General features: G+C 52.6%; 17 protein-coding genes. 4 read left to right on the top strand and 13 right to left on the bottom strand.

Translation table 11 applies throughout. The features are described from left to right. Both DW47_RS0109600 and cobB read left to right on the top strand, forming a co-directional pair. Positions 1–831, top strand: an 831-nt coding sequence (locus DW47_RS0109600) for an LLM class flavin-dependent oxidoreductase (RefSeq protein WP_029686224.1), incomplete at its 5' end; no start/stop codon positions are given. Between the two features lie 290 nt (positions 832–1,121). Then, entirely contained in the window at positions 1,122–1,958 is an 837-nt protein-coding gene (gene cobB / locus DW47_RS0109595) for a Sir2 family NAD+-dependent deacetylase (protein ID WP_029686223.1), read from the top strand. Positions 1,959–2,121: 163 nt separating this feature from the next. On the opposite strand, the gene potD is transcribed toward cobB, so the two are convergent. From potD to potA, 5 genes are all read right to left on the bottom strand, one after another. Next, complete coding sequence (potD, locus tag DW47_RS0109590) at positions 2,122–3,165, bottom strand: spermidine/putrescine ABC transporter substrate-binding protein PotD (protein ID WP_029686221.1); 1,044 nt, start codon at positions 3,163–3,165, stop codon at positions 2,122–2,124. 18 nt (positions 3,166–3,183) lie between these two features. Beyond that, a complete protein-coding gene (gene potC, locus DW47_RS0109585) occupies positions 3,184–3,954 on the bottom strand; it encodes a spermidine/putrescine ABC transporter permease PotC (RefSeq protein WP_029686220.1) in 771 nt (256 codons plus the stop codon). A gap of 198 nt (positions 3,955–4,152) precedes the next feature. Beyond that, positions 4,153–4,824 carry a hypothetical protein gene (locus DW47_RS16635; protein ID WP_051150891.1) on the bottom strand — a complete coding sequence of 224 codons (672 nt, stop codon included), beginning with the start codon at positions 4,822–4,824 and terminating at the stop codon, positions 4,153–4,155. Between the two features lie 105 nt (positions 4,825–4,929). After that, entirely contained in the window at positions 4,930–5,796 is an 867-nt protein-coding gene (gene potB, locus DW47_RS0109575; RefSeq protein ID WP_029686218.1) for a spermidine/putrescine ABC transporter permease PotB, read from the bottom strand. Beyond that, complete coding sequence (gene potA, locus DW47_RS0109570) at positions 5,780–6,895, bottom strand: spermidine/putrescine ABC transporter ATP-binding protein PotA (RefSeq protein ID WP_029686217.1); 1,116 nt, start codon at positions 6,893–6,895, stop codon at positions 5,780–5,782. Before potA ends, potB begins: the two co-directional genes overlap by 17 nt. A 266-nt stretch (positions 6,896–7,161) precedes the next feature. Here potA and pepT point away from each other — a divergent pair, with 266 nt between their 5' ends. Next, positions 7,162–8,346, top strand: coding sequence for a tripeptide aminopeptidase PepT (pepT, locus tag DW47_RS0109565; protein ID WP_029686216.1), 1,185 nt, complete (start codon positions 7,162–7,164; stop codon positions 8,344–8,346). An 85-nt stretch (positions 8,347–8,431) separates the two neighbouring features. Here the strand turns inward: pepT and DW47_RS0109560 are convergent, their stop codons facing one another. The 8 genes from DW47_RS0109560 to rluE form a co-directional block, all read right to left on the bottom strand. Continuing rightward, complete coding sequence (locus DW47_RS0109560; protein ID WP_029686214.1) at positions 8,432–9,559, bottom strand: ribosomal protein uL16 3-hydroxylase; 1,128 nt, start codon at positions 9,557–9,559, stop codon at positions 8,432–8,434. Positions 9,560–9,628: 69 nt separating this feature from the next. Next, complete coding sequence (gene phoQ / locus DW47_RS0109555; protein ID WP_029686212.1) at positions 9,629–11,041, bottom strand: two-component system sensor histidine kinase PhoQ; 1,413 nt, start codon at positions 11,039–11,041, stop codon at positions 9,629–9,631. A 28-nt stretch (positions 11,042–11,069) separates the two neighbouring features. Beyond that, positions 11,070–11,741 carry a two-component system response regulator PhoP gene (gene phoP, locus DW47_RS0109550; RefSeq protein ID WP_029686210.1) on the bottom strand — a complete coding sequence of 224 codons (672 nt, stop codon included), beginning with the start codon at positions 11,739–11,741 and terminating at the stop codon, positions 11,070–11,072. Between the two features lie 101 nt (positions 11,742–11,842). Continuing rightward, positions 11,843–13,213, bottom strand: a complete 1,371-nt coding sequence (purB, locus tag DW47_RS0109545; protein ID WP_029686208.1) for an adenylosuccinate lyase — start codon at positions 13,211–13,213, stop codon at positions 11,843–11,845. Between the two features lie 45 nt (positions 13,214–13,258). Continuing rightward, positions 13,259–13,900: a high frequency lysogenization protein HflD gene (gene hflD, locus DW47_RS0109540; protein ID WP_029686207.1), complete on the bottom strand. Its 642-nt coding sequence runs from the start codon at positions 13,898–13,900 to the stop codon at positions 13,259–13,261. A 15-nt stretch (positions 13,901–13,915) separates the two neighbouring features. Continuing rightward, a complete protein-coding gene (gene mnmA / locus DW47_RS0109535) occupies positions 13,916–15,028 on the bottom strand; it encodes a tRNA 2-thiouridine(34) synthase MnmA (RefSeq protein ID WP_029686206.1) in 1,113 nt (370 codons plus the stop codon). A 63-nt stretch (positions 15,029–15,091) separates the two neighbouring features. Continuing rightward, positions 15,092–15,550, bottom strand: coding sequence for an NUDIX domain-containing protein (locus DW47_RS0109530; protein WP_029686205.1), 459 nt, complete (start codon positions 15,548–15,550; stop codon positions 15,092–15,094). Between the two features lie 30 nt (positions 15,551–15,580). Beyond that, positions 15,581–16,201: a 23S rRNA pseudouridine(2457) synthase RluE gene (gene rluE, locus DW47_RS0109525; protein WP_051150889.1), complete on the bottom strand. Its 621-nt coding sequence runs from the start codon at positions 16,199–16,201 to the stop codon at positions 15,581–15,583. A 347-nt stretch (positions 16,202–16,548) separates the two neighbouring features. On the opposite strand from rluE, the gene icd reads away from it, so the two are divergent. Continuing rightward, positions 16,549–17,799 (top strand): NADP-dependent isocitrate dehydrogenase, encoded by a 1,251-nt coding sequence (gene icd, locus DW47_RS0109520; protein ID WP_029686203.1) that lies wholly within the window; start codon positions 16,549–16,551, stop codon positions 17,797–17,799. The last annotated feature ends 412 nt before the right edge of the window (positions 17,800–18,211 follow it).

Raw genomic sequence — 18,211 nt, 5'->3', positions numbered from 1 at the left:
CTAGAGAACAAAGGAGATGGTATCTATCTCGACCACAGCCAGCGCTATCAGGTAACCAATGAGTTTTTGAGTGTCTATAACCGCCTGCTCAAAGGGGAAACAGTCGATTATCAGGGCGAACATATCCGTGTTGAAGGGGCGGAACTGCTGTTCCGTCCAGTGCAACCGGGAGGTCCACAGCTCTATTTTGGGGGGTCTTCTGAACCGGCCATCGACGTCGCCGCTGAGCATGTAGATACCTATCTGACTTGGGGCGAACCCCCAGCCCAGGTGGCGGAAAAACTGGCAGAAGTCAGAGCACGGGCACAGGCGCGCGGTCGTGAGTTAAATTTTGGTATCCGTTTTCATGTGATTGTCCGTGAAACTGAGCAAGAGGCGCGTGATGCCGCAGATAAGCTGATTTCTCATGTGACCGATGAAACCATTGCTGCGGCACAAACTATTTTTTCACGGATGGACTCAACGGGACAGGCGCGGATGCGTGAACTTAATCAGGGTTCTCGTGACAACCTCTACATTTCTCCGAACCTATGGGCCGGAGTGGGACTGGTGCGTGGCGGAGCGGGTACAGCACTGGTGGGTAGCCCAGAGCAAGTAGCTGAGCGGATCCGTGAATATCAGGCATTGGGGATTTCCCAGTTTATCTTGTCCGGTTACCCACATTTGGAAGAGTCACACCGCTTTGCGGAGTTGGTGATGCCATTGCTCAACCTAGATAAACAGTCGGACAATGGCGAGATCCGTTTTAATACCGGACCTTTCGGTGAAAGTATCGGCAATGACTACCGCCCAGGGCAGAAATCCTCTACGGCAACTGCCGAAAAAGCCTAACCCCACCCCATGATATCGCATTAAGCATTGAAAACCCTGCCTGGCCTGTCATGAGGCGGGGTCTCTCACGGGCGCTTTCTGCCGTGATTTTCCTCGAAGCGATGCTGACTTACTGTCCAATGCCACCGTCAGGTGGTTTTTGCAACCGTTGAAAACTGCTATCCTTGGCAGACATTGCCCTGATACTAAGCTAGGGCAATGGTCTGCCCGCAGGATCCGCAGAGGCCAGAAACAGGCACTTTTTGGCCGAGCCTGACCGTTTTCAGTACATCAGTAGCAGAGGAATTGTTATGCGAACACCGCGACGCCGTGTCCGGATTGCCCGTTTTCGAAAGCAGAACCGTAAAAGACATATGCGCCACCGGCAGTCGATCTTCGAATCTGAGTGGCGGCAACAGCGTCAGGTTATGGGCCGGTTACCCAAAGTCGTGGTATTGACCGGTGCCGGTATCTCCGCGGAGTCCGGGATCCGTACTTTTCGTGCCGAAGATGGGTTGTGGGAAGACCATAAGATTGAAGAGGTGGCGACCCCTGAAGGTTTCCGCCGCAATCCACAGCGAGTACAGCAATTCTATAATCAGCGACGTCAGCATCTGGCTTCAGCTGAGGTTGCGCCGAATACGGCTCACCTGGCGCTTGCCCAGCTTGAATCCAAGCTGGGGGACAACCTGCTGCTGGTCACCCAGAATGTTGATAACTTGCACGAACGTGCGGGCAGCCAGCGGGTGCTGCACATGCACGGTGAATTGCTGAAAGTCCGTTGTGAAAATAGCGGGCAGGAAATTAGCTGGAGCGGCGATGTCGGGGAGCTGGACCGCTGTACCTGCTGCCAGTTTCCTTCCCGCCTGCGACCGCATATCGTCTGGTTTGGTGAAATGCCGTTGGGCATGGAAACCATCAACGAGGCGATTGCCGACGCTAACCTGTTTATCGCCATTGGCACTTCAGGGCATGTCTATCCGGCTGCCGGATTCGTCCAAGAAGCCCGTCTTCACGGTGCTCATACCGTAGAGCTAAATCTGGCCCCTAGTGAGGTAAACAGCGAGTTTGCCGAACATCACTACGGCCTTGCCAGTGAAGTGGTCCCCGCCTTTGTCAGTGGTTTATTGGCTTCTCTGGCCCGTTAACCCATCGACCCGGCGCGAGCCGCCGGGTCTTTGCTCTGGTCACGTTTTGTTGGCCGCTGTTACCTTGCTGATTTTCCCCGCTTAATGCCTAGCGACCCCTTAGCACCCAAAAAAATGCCCCCCTAAACGCTGGCATTCAGGGGGGCTAGACTGATAGGGGCGATTACTCGCCAGCTTTCAGTTTCTGATACAGGGTCTCGTAAAGACGGCTGGCATCACCGACATCATCCTGCCACTCACCGGCCTGTAATACACTAGCGGGTGGGTAAAGGGACGGGTCATTAGCCATTGCTGGCGGTAGTAATTTACGGGCTGCTAAATTAGGGGTCGGATAACCGATGGTCTTCGCGACCTGTGCGGCAATATCTGGACGCAGCAGGAAGTTTATCAGTTTAAGGGCTCCGGCTTTGTTTTTAGCGTTGGCAGGGATCGACAGGTTATCCATCCAGAAAATACCGCCTTCCTTCGGCCAAATCATCTGTAAAGGCGTGCCTGCTTGGCGGGCAACATAGGCGGAGCCGTTCCAGATCATGCCCAGATTGACTTCCCCTTCCATAAAAGGATTACCCGGGTTATCCGAGTTAAACGCCAAGACATTCGGCATCAGTTGACGTAACTGCTGATAGGCGGCTTCAATCTGCTTCGGATCTTGAGTATTGCCGGAGTAACCCAGTTTGCGCAGGGCTATCTGGAAGACTTCTCGGGCATCATCAGTCAGTAGCAGGCTTTGTCGGTATTTCGGGTTCCACAGATCCGCCCAACTGGTCACAGTTTTTGGGTCAATGGCATCGGTATTAACCCCAATTGCCGTCGCGCCCCAGATATAAGGGATCGAATAGTCATTATTTGGGTCGAAGGGTTTATTCAGCAGCGCCGGATCAAGATTTTTGAAGTTGGGCAACTGTGACTTATCAATTTTCGCCAGCATCCCCTCTTTACGCATTTTTGCCACGTAGTAGGAAGAAGGCACCACCAGATCGTAGGCACCGTCTTTCCAGGTTTTCAGCTTGGCATACATGCTCTCATTCGACTCATAGGTTGAGTAAATGACTTTGATACCGGTCTCTTTGGTAAACTGCTCCAGCAGCCCGTCGGGCACATACTCGGTCCAGTTGTAGAAATACAGCGTTTTACTGTCATCGGCCTGGGCCGTAGAAAGGCTAAATGCTGTGGTCAGCGCCACCAGAAGTAAGGACAATTTTTTCATTACAGGCTCCGGGGATAATTATTTTTTTTCACGAGTCAGCCATTGGCTGCAGGCAACCATAACCAGCGATAAGCAGAGAAGCAATGTGGCTAAGGCATTCACTTCCGGTGAAACACCGACTTTGACCATCGAATAGATTTTCAATGGCAGGATCTCAAAAGTCGGTCCGGTGACAAACGAGGACACCACCACATCATCCATCGACAGGGTAAAGCTCAGTAGCCAGCCAGCGGCGATAGCCGGTAACGCCAGCGGCACGATGATACGCCGCAGGGTCGTCAGTTCATTGGCTCCCAGGTCTTTGGCCGCTTCTAGCATACGCAGATCGAAGCCCTGTAACCGCGAGAACACGGTGATCACCACAAATGGCAGACAGAAAGTGATGTGGGCGATCAGCAGCGTCCAGAAGCCCAGAGAAATCCCCAGCAGCATAAACAGTACTAGCATGGAAATGGCCATCACAATATCCGGCGACATCATCACCACGAACAGCATGCCATTGACTAGTGGTTTACCGCGGAAACGATAATGGTAGAGTGCGACGGCGGTGAGACTGCCGAGCAGGGTGGCACAGGTGGCGGAGATCACCCCAAGTAATAACGAATGTTGGGCGGCCTGTAGCAGGCTGTCGTTATTCAGCAGAATATGATACCAGCGGGTGGTCCAGCCCTGCCACTCAATACCAAAACGTGACTGGTTAAAGGAATTGATGACAAGAATGCCGATGGGAATGTAAAACCAGGCATAGATCACCGACATAAAGCCATTGCGTAACCAACGAATTAGCATGTCAGCGCCCCCCGTAGAAAATCAGGTGCCGGTTGACGTTGGGCGCAGTGCCCGGATAGTAAGATATTGTTGACCACTCGTGTATTTGCCTCACCTGCCTTGATACAGTGCATCTGTGGAATAAGGCCGCGCATTCTACATGATTTTAGCGCAAAGCACGAATCTGACGCGGTAAGAGCGGCCCCCCTTTGCTGGAGGCTACCGGTCGGTACGCTCACAAGCCCAAGGACAAGCGGCTGAAAACAGAATGACGCCACCGCAGCGGGTCAGGGTCACCTGCTGGAATAACCGCTTCAACTGTTCAGCAAGCTGTGCCTCGGTGGGGCAGAAAGAGCTAAAGCGCCCACGCCGTTTCTGCCTATCCAGTAGCCAGCGACCTGCAAACCGGTGATCTGCTGGGTCGGGACTGATAAGGGTACCATAGATCCCGCCGTGTGAGGTCAAGAGGCGGCTGACATCCGTTAGCAGCCTGATGACGCCCTCATGATCCGTCGGCAACTGATGCAGCACATCAAACAGTGACACGGACTCAAATCGTTGATGTAGTGCAGCCGGTAGCGGCTGACGGAGGTCATGTTCAATCAGCTGATCGATGCGCGCCGGACCAATGGAACGCCGCGCCAGTTGTAGTCGCAGTGGATCAGTATCCAGCAGACTAAGCTGACGGACAGTCATACAGTGCTTTGGATAGAAACCGTTACCGGGGCAGATATCCAGATGGCGGGGGGAGAGATGTTGGCGATAAAAGTTTAAACGGACCGGCAGCGCCGGACAGCGCCAGAAAAAGCGCTGGATAATCTGACGTTGCCACCGGTCACTCAGGCGCAGGGCTAAGGACTGGTAGTGGCTGGGATTGTGCGTGCATGGCATAGGATCACTCCCTGTGATTATGCGACGGAAAGAGGTTTCCGTCCTCCACGCTTAAGCGGGTTGTGGTCAACCCTGGCTACCACAAGCCCGCTTATATTATCAGCGTCAGCGGCCGATCCCTATTATTTTCTTATTCATCACCCGAGCCGAGCGCCAGTAGAGCAGTAGCATCAGGCCCATCAGCATGGTCATAATCACGCTGGTTGCCGCGCCAAATGGCCAGTCACGCAACGTCAGGAACTGGGTTTTGATCACATTACCGATCAGCAGATTTTTTGCACCACCCATCAAGTCAGAGACATAGAACATTCCCATGGCGGGGATAAACACCAGTAACGAACCGGCAATGATACCGGGCATGGTCAGCGGCAAAATAATCCGCATAAAGGTTTGTAAACGACCCGCTCCCAAATCCCGTGCCGCCTCCAAGCAAGGTTTATCCAGCTTTTCTAAACTGGAGTAAAGCGGCATCACCATAAAAGGCAGCAAAATATACACCAATCCGAGGATCACCGCTTGCGGGGTATACATGATCCTCAGTGGATGGTCGATAATGCCCGCCCATAATAATCCACTGTTCAGCCAGCCGCGGACACTGAGGAAGATTTTCAGCGCGTAGATGCGGATCAGCGAGTTCGTCCAGAAGGGCAGGATCAACAAAAACAGCATAATTGGCCGACATCGCGCCGGTAGGCTGCTGAGTCCCCAGGCAAACGGGTAGCCGAGCAAAAGGCAGGCGACGGTGGCAATAAACGCCATATTCAACGAATGCAGCAGCACATCGATATACAGCGGGTCTGTCAGCCGATGATAATTATTCAGGGTAAAGACCGCACGAATAAAGTGATTATCATCGCGCGTCAGAACACTGGCGGCGATGATCAGCAGGTTGGGTGCCAGCACAAATAATACCAGCCAGGCGGTGATCACTCCGACCACCAGGGTCTGGAAGCGGTTACGCATCAGCTTCATAGGGCAGTACAACCTCCCAGTGATCGACCCAGCTTACGGTCACTTTCTGATTTAGTAGATAATCGAAATCGGGATCATCCTCATTGAAGAATTCACTCACGGTAACCGTCTGACCGTCGTCCAACTCCACCACCGACTCCAAGGTACTGCCCTTGTAGTTACGTTCGCGGATGTAGCCGGTCAGCCCTTGAGCACCATCTTCACTGGCCGCTTCGTCAATACGCAAGTCTTCCGGACGGAGCAGCACATGCACGGCATCGCCGACGTTGACCGGGAACGGACACTGTACTTGGTAGTGACGACCGCGGATCATCACTTGGGTATCACCTGTTTCACCGCAGGCGGTGACTACCGCATCAAACAGGTTTATCTCGCCGATAAAGCGAGCCACAAACAGGTTAGCGGGGTCTTCGTAGATGGCCCGCGGGGAACCGTCTTGTTCGATCTTACCGTCGCGCAGTACCACGATACGGTCAGACATGGTCAGCGCTTCTTCTTGGTCGTGGGTGACAAAGATAAAGGTGATCCCCAATTTGCGTTGCAGTGCCTTCAACTCATTTTGCATTTGCTTACGCAACTTGTAGTCCAGTGCCGACAGTGATTCATCGAGCAACAATACCCGTGGACGATTAACCACCGCCCGAGCGATAGCCACCCGTTGCTGTTGCCCGCCAGACAATTGAGAAGGGCGGCGGTCAGCGAAATCCTGTAAACGCACCATCGCTAAGGCTTCATTCACCCGCGGTGTGATCTCGGCGGCTGGGGTCTTCTGCATACGAAGACCAAACGCCACGTTATCAAACACACTCATGTGCGGAAACAGCGCGTAACTCTGGAAGACAGTATTGATATGGCGTTTTTCTGCCGGCAGCTGAGTGATGTCCTCATTATCCAGGGTGAGGGTACCCTGGTCGGCGGTCTCAAGACCGGCGATTAACCGCAGAATGGTGGTTTTACCACAGCCAGAAGGGCCCAGCAGAGTAATAAACTCGCCGTTACCGATGGTCAGGTCGAAGTCAGCGATCACCGACTTACCGTCAAAAGCTTTACTGATGCCAGAAAGCGTAACCAGCGCTTGTTGCGCGCGTGTTTGCGTCATTTTAGTCACTCAGTTGAAATGAGGGCCGAATAGCAACGCCACCGCTGGCGGCGTGCTACAAGTAAGCGCGGGATGATACCTGAATTATCTCTGATTGCCAGAGAAACAGCCGTGCTTTACCGAGTCTTCCGGAATTTCTGCGGTTGCACTCACTGCCGAGTATTTCTGGGATGCTGTGCGTCTCACTGGACAGCTTTATGACCTCGAACAAGATCTGCCCTGCCAGGCAGGGCAATAATGGTCAGGTGTTGACTAAGGAGCGTCAGATGGAACCGTTAACTGAAAGATTTTTAGAGTATCTGCAGATCGGATCGCATAAACAACGGCTAGCTTGTCTCACCGAAGAATTAACGGCGTTGGGATGCACGGCCATTCTCACGGACCAATATGGCAACTTGACCGCGACCCTGAAGGCTAATAACCAAGGTGAAGCACCCATCGTCGGGCTAATTGCCGTCTTGGACAGCAGAGGTGATCGCGGTCCTACACGGCATCCACAGTTGGTAGAAAACTACCGTGGCGGCGACATTGCCCTTGGACGGGGAGAACGGGTGTTGTCGCCGGTAGAAGTGCCGGTGCTGCATCAGTTGCATGGGCATGGACTATTGACCACCGATGGTGAAGTGCCCCTTGGCGTGGATAGCAACGCTGGGCTTGCGGTACTTCTGACCGCCTTGCAGACCCTCATCTCTCGACCCCATGGCCCGTTGCGGCTGGCTTTTCTCAGCGATGTCCAAACCAGAGAAGGTGCCTTTGATCTTCAGGGGTTTGGAGCCGACCTCAGCTATCTATTGCAGGGCAGTGACCAGTGGGGTGTGATGGTCGAAAGTGTTAACGCTGCCGAGGCTCGGATTAAAATCAGCAGCCAGGCGCGGGCGGTGGGTCAAGACATTGCCAAACACAACGCCTGTGAACTGGCTTGGGAATTTCATCAAGCACTGCCGCTAAAACAGAAATCCGGCCTCCTCGATGGGCAGCAGGGGTTCTGGCATCTTCAGTCGATGAAAAGTAGTCAGACTCGTGCCGAACTGCACTATCAGTTGTGTGATGTTGATGACCAAAAATTTGTGCAGCGTCAGCATCTATTGCAACAGATTGCCGACCAGATGCAGCAGCGTTATCCGCAGCGGGTCAGCGTCAACGTCGGATTGAGACAAATCGGCCTTAATATGCGGGATCAATTGGCTGCTCAGCCACTATTGGCCGCATTGGCAGAGGAAGCTTTGCGGCAATGTGGCATCAGCCGACCTTTGGCGGCGCTAAATCCCCAGCCAGCAGAGACAATGTCTCACCTGCAGGGCTTACCTTGTCCACGCCTGTTTACCGGTGCGTTCAATGCTCCGTCTAACGAAGAATTTGTCTCACTACAAGTGATGGCGCAAAGTGTCGAGGTGGTGATTGCCCTAGCGACGTTGGCGATGGGCCAAAGTTCGGTAACCCGGGTGGTGTAAAGGTCAGCTTTAAGGCTGCGTGTGGGGCAAGTAGGGGCAGCTTATACAATGTGCCGCCCAGGTTAGTAGGCGGCAGCACGGTGAGTTACTCTTCGTCGGCGAAGTACCAGTAGCCACTGTTGACCAAACCGGTCAGTTGACTGAGGAACGCGGGGTCTTGCAGGGCATCACCAAAATCATCCGCTGACAGTTCACTGTTATTGGCTAAGGCCAATAAGGCCTGCGGCCAAGCGGAGCTAAAACTTTCGCCATTAATAAACACGGCGTCACCACACTGCAGCACCCGTAGGCCTCCGAGGCGGTTTAGCGGTGCACCTTCACGCAGTGCATCGAGGATTTCCTCCGGCTGATAAGGGGGTTCCGGCGGGGCGACATCCAGTTCGTGGCGTGATTGAGAGATAAATTCACCGAACCACTGATTAAACGATGCCGGTTCTTGGATAAGCGAAAGCATCATGCCGCGAATACGATCGGTCTCTTGGGGCAGGATCTGTGATGGCTGTTGGCGCAATGGCAGGTCCGGATCGGCATAACGATGGGTACCTAGCTCGTTGGCCAGCATATAGTCGGCAAAGCTACTAAGCAGCTCTTTACCGGATGGTGCACGGAACCCCACTGAATAGTTAAGGGTATTTTCCAACGAATATCCTTCATGCGGGAACCCTGGCGGAATATAGAGGATATCGCCAGGCTCCAGCACTTCATCAATGATCGCCTCAAACGGCTCGACCTGTAGCAGATCTGGATGCGGGCAATGCTGTTTTACCGGCAGATTGTTGCCGACCCGCCAGCGACGACGACCACTACCTTGAATAATGAATACATCATACTGATCGAGGTGCGGGCCGACACCGCCGCCCGGCACCGAGAAGGAAACCATTAGGTCATCCATACGCCAGTCTGATAGGGCACGGAATGGCTGCATCAGTGCGGCAGAGGGAGCATGCCAATGGTCAACGGCCTGCACTAGCAACGACCAGTGAGTTTCGCCAAGGTGATCAAAACTCTCGAAGGGTCCGTGGCTGACCTGCCATTTATCCTGTTGCTGACTGACCAGGCGGCTGTCGGTTTCATTCTCCATCGCCAGACCGGCCAGTTCATCCGGGGTGATCGGGTCAGTAAAGCCGAGAAAACCCTGTTTGATCACCAGCGGCTTTTTCTGCCAGTAAGTGGCCAGAAACTCCGGCCAGTTGAGGGAAAGCTGATAGTCCATAGACACCTTCGGTAGTACGCAAATGATGGCGCCAGTATATCAGTCTGTAGCGCCTCACGTCTGAGCAATTTAAAGTTGCTGCTCGCGAAAAATCACTTCCATCCGCGTCCCACCCAAATGGCTGGCACCGATAATGATTTCACCTTGATACCGATCGACGATCTCCCGTGCGACCGCCAGGCCGATCCCCTGGCCGGGGCGCAGGGTATCCGCCCGCTGACCGCGCTGGAAAATCAAATCACGTTTACTGTCGGGGATCCCAGGGCCGTCATCATCAATATACAGATGCAAGGCATGATCCGTTTGCCGCGCGGTGATCTCGATAAACTCTAGGCAATATTTACAGGCGTTATCCAGCACGTTGCCCATCACTTCCATAAAGTCATTCTGATCACCGCAGAAGGTGATCTCCGGTGAAATGTCCAGCCGTAGATCAACCCCTTTCAGGTGGTAAACTTTATTCAGTGCCGAGCAGAGGCTGTCCGACAGTGCCGGTACGGAGTGCAGATCCCGTTGCAGCGGGTTGTGATCCGCCTGCAGACTGGCGCGGTGCAGGTAGTAGCCGATCTGCTGGGAGATACGACTGATCTGCTCCAACATCACCGGTTCAGCCTCCTCAAAACGGGTGGCGGAGGCACCTCGTAATGAGCGCAAGGTACTCTGTAACACCGCCAGCGGGGTTTTCAGGCTATGGGTCAGGTCGGAGAGAGTGTTGTGCGAACGAATACCGCGCTGACGTTCATTATTCAACAACAGGTTAAGGTTTCGCACTAGACTGCGCAGCTCCTGCGGTGGCGTCGGATCGAGACTGTCACGCTGGTTGGTCTCCAACTGGTGTATTTGCGAGGCCAAGTGACCAATCGGTTTCAAGCTCCAACGGGCCGCTAGCCAGAGTAATGGGATCACCAGTAGCAGGTTGGCGGCCAGCACATAGCTAAACCACATCCACACCACATCACTGTGCTGCAATTCCTGCGGGATCGAGTCCACCACGACGATAGTCAGGGCGGGCAGGGTCGGCGTGGCATCATAGCGGCTGACGGCTACCGAGTGGGTAAAGGTATCGTCGCTGTCCAATTCCCTAATTTTACGTTGTGCTTCGCGGTTATTGCCTATCGCCTCTTGGCTGATACGGTTACTGGTGTCTATTTCATAGAAGTCATTTTTCATTAGCCAGCCGGGGCGGATGCGGGAGCGAATTTCTGGCACATCCCGCTGTTGCCACAGCAGACGACCGTGTTCATCGTAGATAAACACCAGCGTCGGGAAGTTGAGCTTGATACGCTCTGGCTCGGCAATAGTTAGTTTGTTGTCCTGCCACTGGGCGAGGGTGAAAAACAGGTTACTTTCGCCACGCAGCACGCGATAGGTGTTGTTATCGAAGCCGATAGCATAGCCGATCACCGCGACACCACCGTATGACAGCGACAGAAACAGCACCAACACCGAAGCGGCTAACAGAAAACGGCCGCGCAGTGACATCGGGCCACGTAAAAATGGGCGGCGTGAATTATCGGCAGTCAAACCGGTAACCCTGACCACGGACCGTGATAATTACTTCTGCATCATATAATTGCTGAATTTTTTTACGCAGACGTCCCATCAGTACATCGATAGTATGACTTTCTCGCAATTCGGCATCCGGATAGAGTTGCAGCATCAGCGACTCTTTACTCACCACTTTACTGGCGTTACGGATCAGGGTTTCGACAATGGTATATTCGAATACTGTCAGCCTGACCGGCTGTTGATTAACCGTTAGTTCTTTGCGCGAAAGATCGACACTGAACGGGCCAATATCGATGGTTTGCGAGGCATGGCCACTATTACGGCGCATCAATGCCTGTAAACGGGCCGCCACTTCTTCAATATGAAAAGGTTTGGTGACATAGTCATCGGCACCGGCCTCCAGCGCCTCGACCTTGGCTTGCCAGCCTTCACGGGCAGTCAGTACTAGGATTGGCTGCTTAACAGCATGGCTACGCCAGCGACGGATCAGGGCCATACCATCTTCTCCCGGTAAGCCGAGATCGATCAGGGCGACATCAGGGTCGTGTTCACTGAGAAAGTAATCGGCCTCACGGGCATCTTCGGCAGCATCAACTTGATGGCCCATATCCCGTAACTGCACCGTTAAATGGTGACGTAATAAGGCATTGTCTTCGATAACCAGCACACGCATAACCCTAACTCCACAGACAGATATTCTGCGGTCAGTATACGTGAAATCAATTCAACGGGGGATGAACACAGGCCGGGATTTCCGACCTGTGGGGAGAAAAATTACTTCAGGTCATCAACCAGTTTAGCCGCGTGGCCGATATAGTTGGCCGGGGTCATGGCTTTCAGGCGGGTTTTTTCTGCTTCAGGCAAATCCAAGCCATCGATAAACTCTTGCATCCCTTTGGCATCGACACGACGGCCACGGGTCAGCTCTTTCAGTTTCTCGTAAGGCTTCTCAATACCGTAACGGCGCATCACCGTTTGTACTGGCTCGGCCAGCACTTCCCAGTTGCGATCGAGTTCCTCCAGCAAACGGTCCGCATTTACTTCCAGCTTGGAGATACCTTTCAGGGTAGACTGATAGGCAATCACGGCATAACCGATACCTACACCTAGGTTACGCAGTACCGTCGAATCGGTCAGGTCACGCTGCCAGCGAGACACCGGCAGTTTAGCGGCCAAGTGTTGCAACACAGCATTAGACAGGCCGAGGTTGCCTTCAGAGTTTTCAAAGTCAATCGGGTTCACTTTGTGCGGCATGGTAGAGGAGCCGATTTCACCGGCAATGGTTTTCTGCTTAAAGTGGTTCAGTGCAACATAACCCCAGATATCTCGGTCAAAGTCGATAAGGATAGTATTGAAACGGGCAACACAGTCGAACAATTCAGCGATATAGTCGTGTGGCTCGATCTGCGTAGTGTACGGGTTCCACTGAATACCCAGTGAAGTCACAAAGGCTTCACTCAGCTGATGCCAATCCACTTCCGGGTAGGCCGACAGGTGAGCGTTATAGTTACCTACGGCACCGTTGATTTTACCTAACACTTCAACCTGTTCCAGTTGACGGATCTGGCGGCGCATACGGTAGGCGACGTTAGCCATCTCTTTACCCATCGTCGACGGGGAGGCTGGCTGACCGTGGGTACGAGACAGTAATGGCAGGTCGCGATACTCCGTTGCCAGGCCTTCGATAGCCTGAGTCAGCTGATTCCAGTAAGGCAGGATCACTTCACGACGTGCAGTTTCCAGCATCAAGGCGTGAGACAGGTTATTGATATCTTCGGAGGTGCAGGCAAAGTGAATAAACTCAGAGACCGCGTGCAGGGCAGGGACAGCAGCCACTTTCTCTTTTAAGAAATATTCAACTGCTTTCACATCATGGTTAGTGGTGCGCTCAATGGTTTTGATGCGTGCGGCATCTTCTTCGCTGAATTCAGCGACGATTTTATCAAGGAAAGCGTTTGCGTCGGCGTCAAATGCAGGAACTTCCTTGATTTCTGCGGTTGATGCCAGTTTTTGTAACCAGCGAACTTCAACCTGTACACGAAATTTCAGTAAACCAAACTCACTGAAAATCGCACGCAGCGGGCTGACTTTGTCCCCGTAACGTCCATCAACAGGGGAAACGGCGGTCAGTGCGGATAATTCCATCAGTGCAACTCCTGAATCATTATAAAAGCAGTAAGGCTGTCGCCGTTAAACACCGGGCGACAAACGGGATAAAATAGTTTTCGCTTCATCGACGATGCGTGAGCGACTGAACATCAGTTGCAGGCGGCTTCCACCGACCTGTTGCCACAGCACGGCCGAGCGGATACCGCATAACAGTGCCGCGCGGACTTTACTCTGCACCTGCGGGTTTTGTAGCACTGCAGAAGAGCCGGTCACTTGGATACGCGGCCCCACAGGGCTGATAACATCAACGTAAATGCCGGCTATTGCCGCGGTAATAGTTTCAGATCCCAGTCCGTAAAACTGTAACTGACGATCTAATTTGGCGATCCGATCGGTCAGTTCTGCCATCGCCTTGCGGTTTTTCGCAAGCTTACGTTCTAACATCAGCAGGCTTAGGGTATAGCGGGTAATATCGGCACCGGCCCCTTGGCGGGATGGGTTATGCAACACTGCAATCAGTGATTCTAGCCCGAAGCGCAGATTCTCTTCCTTTTGGCCAAATACCGCCAGGGTATTCGGTGGATTAAGATCAAGCAGACTGCGCAGCGACACCTCAAACACCGGTTGTGGGCAATGTCCCTGATGGGCCAGTTGTTGAGCCAAATGGGCTGCCTGGCAGACCCCGGCCAGTGCCAGGGTGATATCATAGTTATTTTTAGCCACCGTGATCCCGGTCTCTTAGGCTGTAGGTAAGGGTAGGCGCTGCTCGATCACGCCGCCACCGAGGCAAACTTCACCTTGGTAGAACACCGCTGACTGTCCTGGCGTGACCGCGGCCACTGGCTCGTCAAAGCGTACTTCGATGGTATCTGCAGACAGCGGGATGATCTGACAGGGGATATCCGTCTGGCGATAACGGGTTTTTACCGTACAGCGTAGAGGTTCGGTGATCGGCTGGCGATCCACCCAATCCAGCTGACGGGCGACCAGTCCCACTGACATCAGTCGAGGATGTTCGGCACCTTGAGCGACGATCAGACGATTATTGGCGACGTCTTTATCCACCACATACCAGGGGTTATCGTTGCTGTCTTTAAGCCCACCGATACCCAGACCTTTACGCTGGCCCAAGGTGTGATACATCAGACCCTGATGTTCACCGAGAACCTGGCCGTCAGTGCTTTCGATGATCCCTGGCTGTGCAGGCAGATAGCGGCCAAGGAAATCACGGAATTTGCGCTCACCGATAAAGCAAATACCGGTAGAATCTTTTTTACGGGCGGTGACCAAGTCCAGCTCTTTAGCGATGCGGCGCACTTCCGGTTTTTCCAACTCGCCGACCGGGAACAGACTTTGAGCTATCTGCTGGTGGCTAAGGGCGTACAAGAAATAGCTTTGATCTTTATTGCTGTCCAAGCCGCGCAGCAGCAGGCTTTTGCCGTCTTTATCTTGGCGACGGACATAGTGGCCGGTGGCAATCAGATCCGCACCCAGATCTTCAGCAGCAAATTCCAAAAAGGCTTTAAATTTAATTTCTTTGTTGCACAGAATATCCGGGTTAGGAGTGCGTCCGGCTTTGTACTCTTCGAGAAAATGCTCAAAGACATTATCCCAGTACTCGGCAGCAAAGTTAATTTTATGCAGTTTGATGCCCAGTTTGTCGCAAACGGCTTGTGCGTCAGCCAAATCTTCGGCTGCGGTGCAGTACTCTTCACCGTCATCCTCTTCCCAGTTTTTCATAAACAGGCCTTCGACCTGGTAGCCCTGCTGCATCAGCAGCCAAGCAGAAACGGAAGAATCAACGCCGCCGGACATACCGACGATTACTTTTTTTTGACTTTTGTCAGACATGACCTACTCACACAAGACACATTTAAAGAAAACCGGCGACATATCCTATCACGCTGCCTGGGTTTACGCATCCCCACTGGCGGGCCAATTGAAGGCGTTGACCAGGCTTAGCGGGTAACGCTGGCCCTGCTGCCAACAGCGGACACTTTCGGCGACCAGCGGCGAACGTAGATGGTTCGCGCCTAGCACCTCATCTGGGGATAACCAGTGACAGCCGCTAATATCAGCGTCTAGGGGAGTGGCGAGCGCACAAAAGGAGAGGTCCAGTCCGAACAGAAAGCGAATAAACGGCGTTTTATCTGGGGCTATCCACTGGTGCACTCCGAGAAAATACTCGGGTATTGCCTGAATACCGGTCTCTTCGTACAGCTCTCGTTGGGCCGCCTGAAGCAGCGTTTCTCCGGCCTCCAGATGACCGGCCGGTTGATTAAGGGTCGGTAGGCCGTTCACCCACTCCTCAACCACCAGTAATCTGCCTTCAGCCTGCACCAAGCAGGCGACAGTAATATTCGGATGAAACATAATGGCTCCTTAACGCCCCGTGGCTATGGTTTAGCGGTTGCCTGGCGGTGGCACATCTCGCCATTGACCTTGTGGTAATCCCTCTAACGAATAGTCGCCGATAGCATATCGAATAAGCCGTAGGGTGGGATAACCGATAAACGCTGTCATCCGCCGCACCTGGCGGTTACGACCTTCATACACTGTGATCTTCAGCCAGCAAGTAGGGATAGTTTTACGTTCGCGCACTGGCGGCTGACGTGGCCACAACCAATTTGGTTCTTCGACGTGCTCAACACCCGCCGGCAATGTCGGCCCATCTTTTAATGTGACGCCATCACGCAGCCGTTGCAGATCCTCATCCCTGGGTTCGCCTTCTACTTGGACAAAATAAATTTTAGGCGTGCGTTTACCCGGCTGTGTCAGCTTGGCCTGCAATTTACCGTTATTGGTGAGCAACAGTAGCCCTTCACTGTCACGATCTAAGCGACCGGCAGCATAGACGCCGGGCACAGGAATAAACGCTTTTAAGGTCTGACGCCCCCCCTCATCGGTAAACTGCGGCAACACATCGAACGGCTTATTAAACAGTATCACCCGTGCTGGCCCATTGTTGGCCGGAGAGGTCGCTGGGCGTGAAGAAGGACGTCGAGTTCGGGATCGATTATGCATAACTTTTAACTTTGATGGACTTCACAGAAGTATAACCTGAAGCGGGGCACACCAACAGCGGCCAAAGTGCCGCCTGACGGCGTTCTCTAAAATAATTGTTTACTTTACGAGCACTTACATTTCGTCATTTTATCGACTCGACTTAGCCGCACGGCTAAAATTATTCCGCACACTCCAAATAAAATGCTTATCACCGAAGGAAAATTGCGGTAATACTCTTAGCTTGTGTGTTATCCGAATCAGGCAGACTGCTCGTTTTTTTTTGCAAGCTATTGCAGGCATATTCAAGTAGTATGATCCGGCATCTTACAAATCATTAACATAAAAATCGCTCGAAGGAGAGGTTGATGGAAAGCAAAGTTGTTGTTCCGACGGAAGGTCAAAAGATCACTCTGGATCAGGGAAAACTCGTTGTCCCCAATAACCCGGTGATCCCTTATATTGAGGGTGACGGTATCGGTGTTGATGTATCGCCTGTAATGTTGAAAGTCGTTGATGCTGCCGTAGAAAAGGCCTATCAGGGCAAACGTAAAGTCTCTTGGATGGAAATTTATACCGGTGAAAAATCGGTTGAACTTTACGGGCAAGATGTCTGGTTACCTAAGGAAACCCTGGATCTGATCAAAGAGTATCGCGTCGCCATTAAAGGTCCACTGACGACCCCGGTAGGTGGTGGTATTCGTTCATTGAACGTGGCACTGCGCCAGCAACTAGATTTGTATGTATGCCTGCGTCCGGTACGCTACTACCGTGGCACGCCAAGCCCATTAAAGCGCCCTGAAGATACCGATATGGTGATCTTCCGTGAAAATTCCGAAGATATCTATGCAGGTATCGAGTGGAAAGCCGGCAGTGCCGAAGCGGACAAAGTGATTAACTTTCTGCGTGAAGAGATGGGTGTTAAGAAAATCCGTTTCCCAGAGCAGTGTGGTATCGGTGTCAAACCGTGTTCCGAAGAAGGAACTAAGCGTCTGGTCCGTGCAGCGGTAGAATACACCATTGCCAATGACCGTGACTCTCTGACCCTGGTGCATAAAGGTAACATCATGAAATTCACCGAAGGCGCTTTCAAAGACTGGGGCTATCAGTTAGTGAAAGAAGAGTTCGGTGGTGAGTTGCTGGATGGTGGCCCGTGGATGAGCTTTAAAAACCCGAACACCGGCAAACAGATTATCGTTAAAGATGTCATTGCTGATGCCTTCCTGCAACAGATCCTGCTGCGTCCTGCCGAATACGACGTTATTGCCTGTATGAACCTTAACGGTGACTATATCTCTGATGCCCTGGCAGCACAGGTGGGCGGTATCGGTATTGCTCCGGGCGCAAACATCGGTGACGAATGCGCACTGTTTGAAGCTACCCACGGTACCGCACCAAAATACGCGGGCCAAGACAAAGTCAACCCAGGCTCAGTGATCCTCTCAGCAGAAATGATGCTGCGCCACCTCGGCTGGACCGAAGCCGCTGACTTAATCATTAAGGGAATGGAAGGGGCTATCGCCGCTAAAACCGTGACCTATGACTTCGAACGTCTGATGGACGGCGCTAAACTGCTGAAATCCTCAGAATTCGGTGACGCGATCATCAGCCACATGTAATCCCCCCGCATCGTAATACTTAAGCACGGGTTCAGAGATGGACCCGTGTTTTTTTTGCCTGTCACCCCGTTCCCCAAAAATTCCCCAAAACTGTTTCACTTTATCTTTTTAACTCAATGAAATATATGGGAAATTTAGAACCGCTTTCCCCAAAATTTTTCCAAAAGTATTTAACTGTATTTAACTGTATTTCACTTATAGGGTGAGTAAGGGGCTGATTTTTAGGGGAAGGGGGGTGACACATCGGGTGGAGAGGGGGCTGTAGGAGGGCTGTGTGAGGGATGGGGTTGAGGAGTATTTTTGGGGTGGGGGGGGGCAGGTATGTGATAAGAGGGATACTGAGATTTACATACGATTATCCGCTCTATTCTAACATTAACCCTTGAGGAGAGTTTAGAACCATCATATGATG

The organism is Tatumella saanichensis (genome assembly GCF_000439375.1).
GTDB lineage: Bacteria > Pseudomonadota > Gammaproteobacteria > Enterobacterales > Enterobacteriaceae > Tatumella > Tatumella saanichensis.
This window is presented reverse-complemented; position numbering and strand designations above follow the sequence as displayed.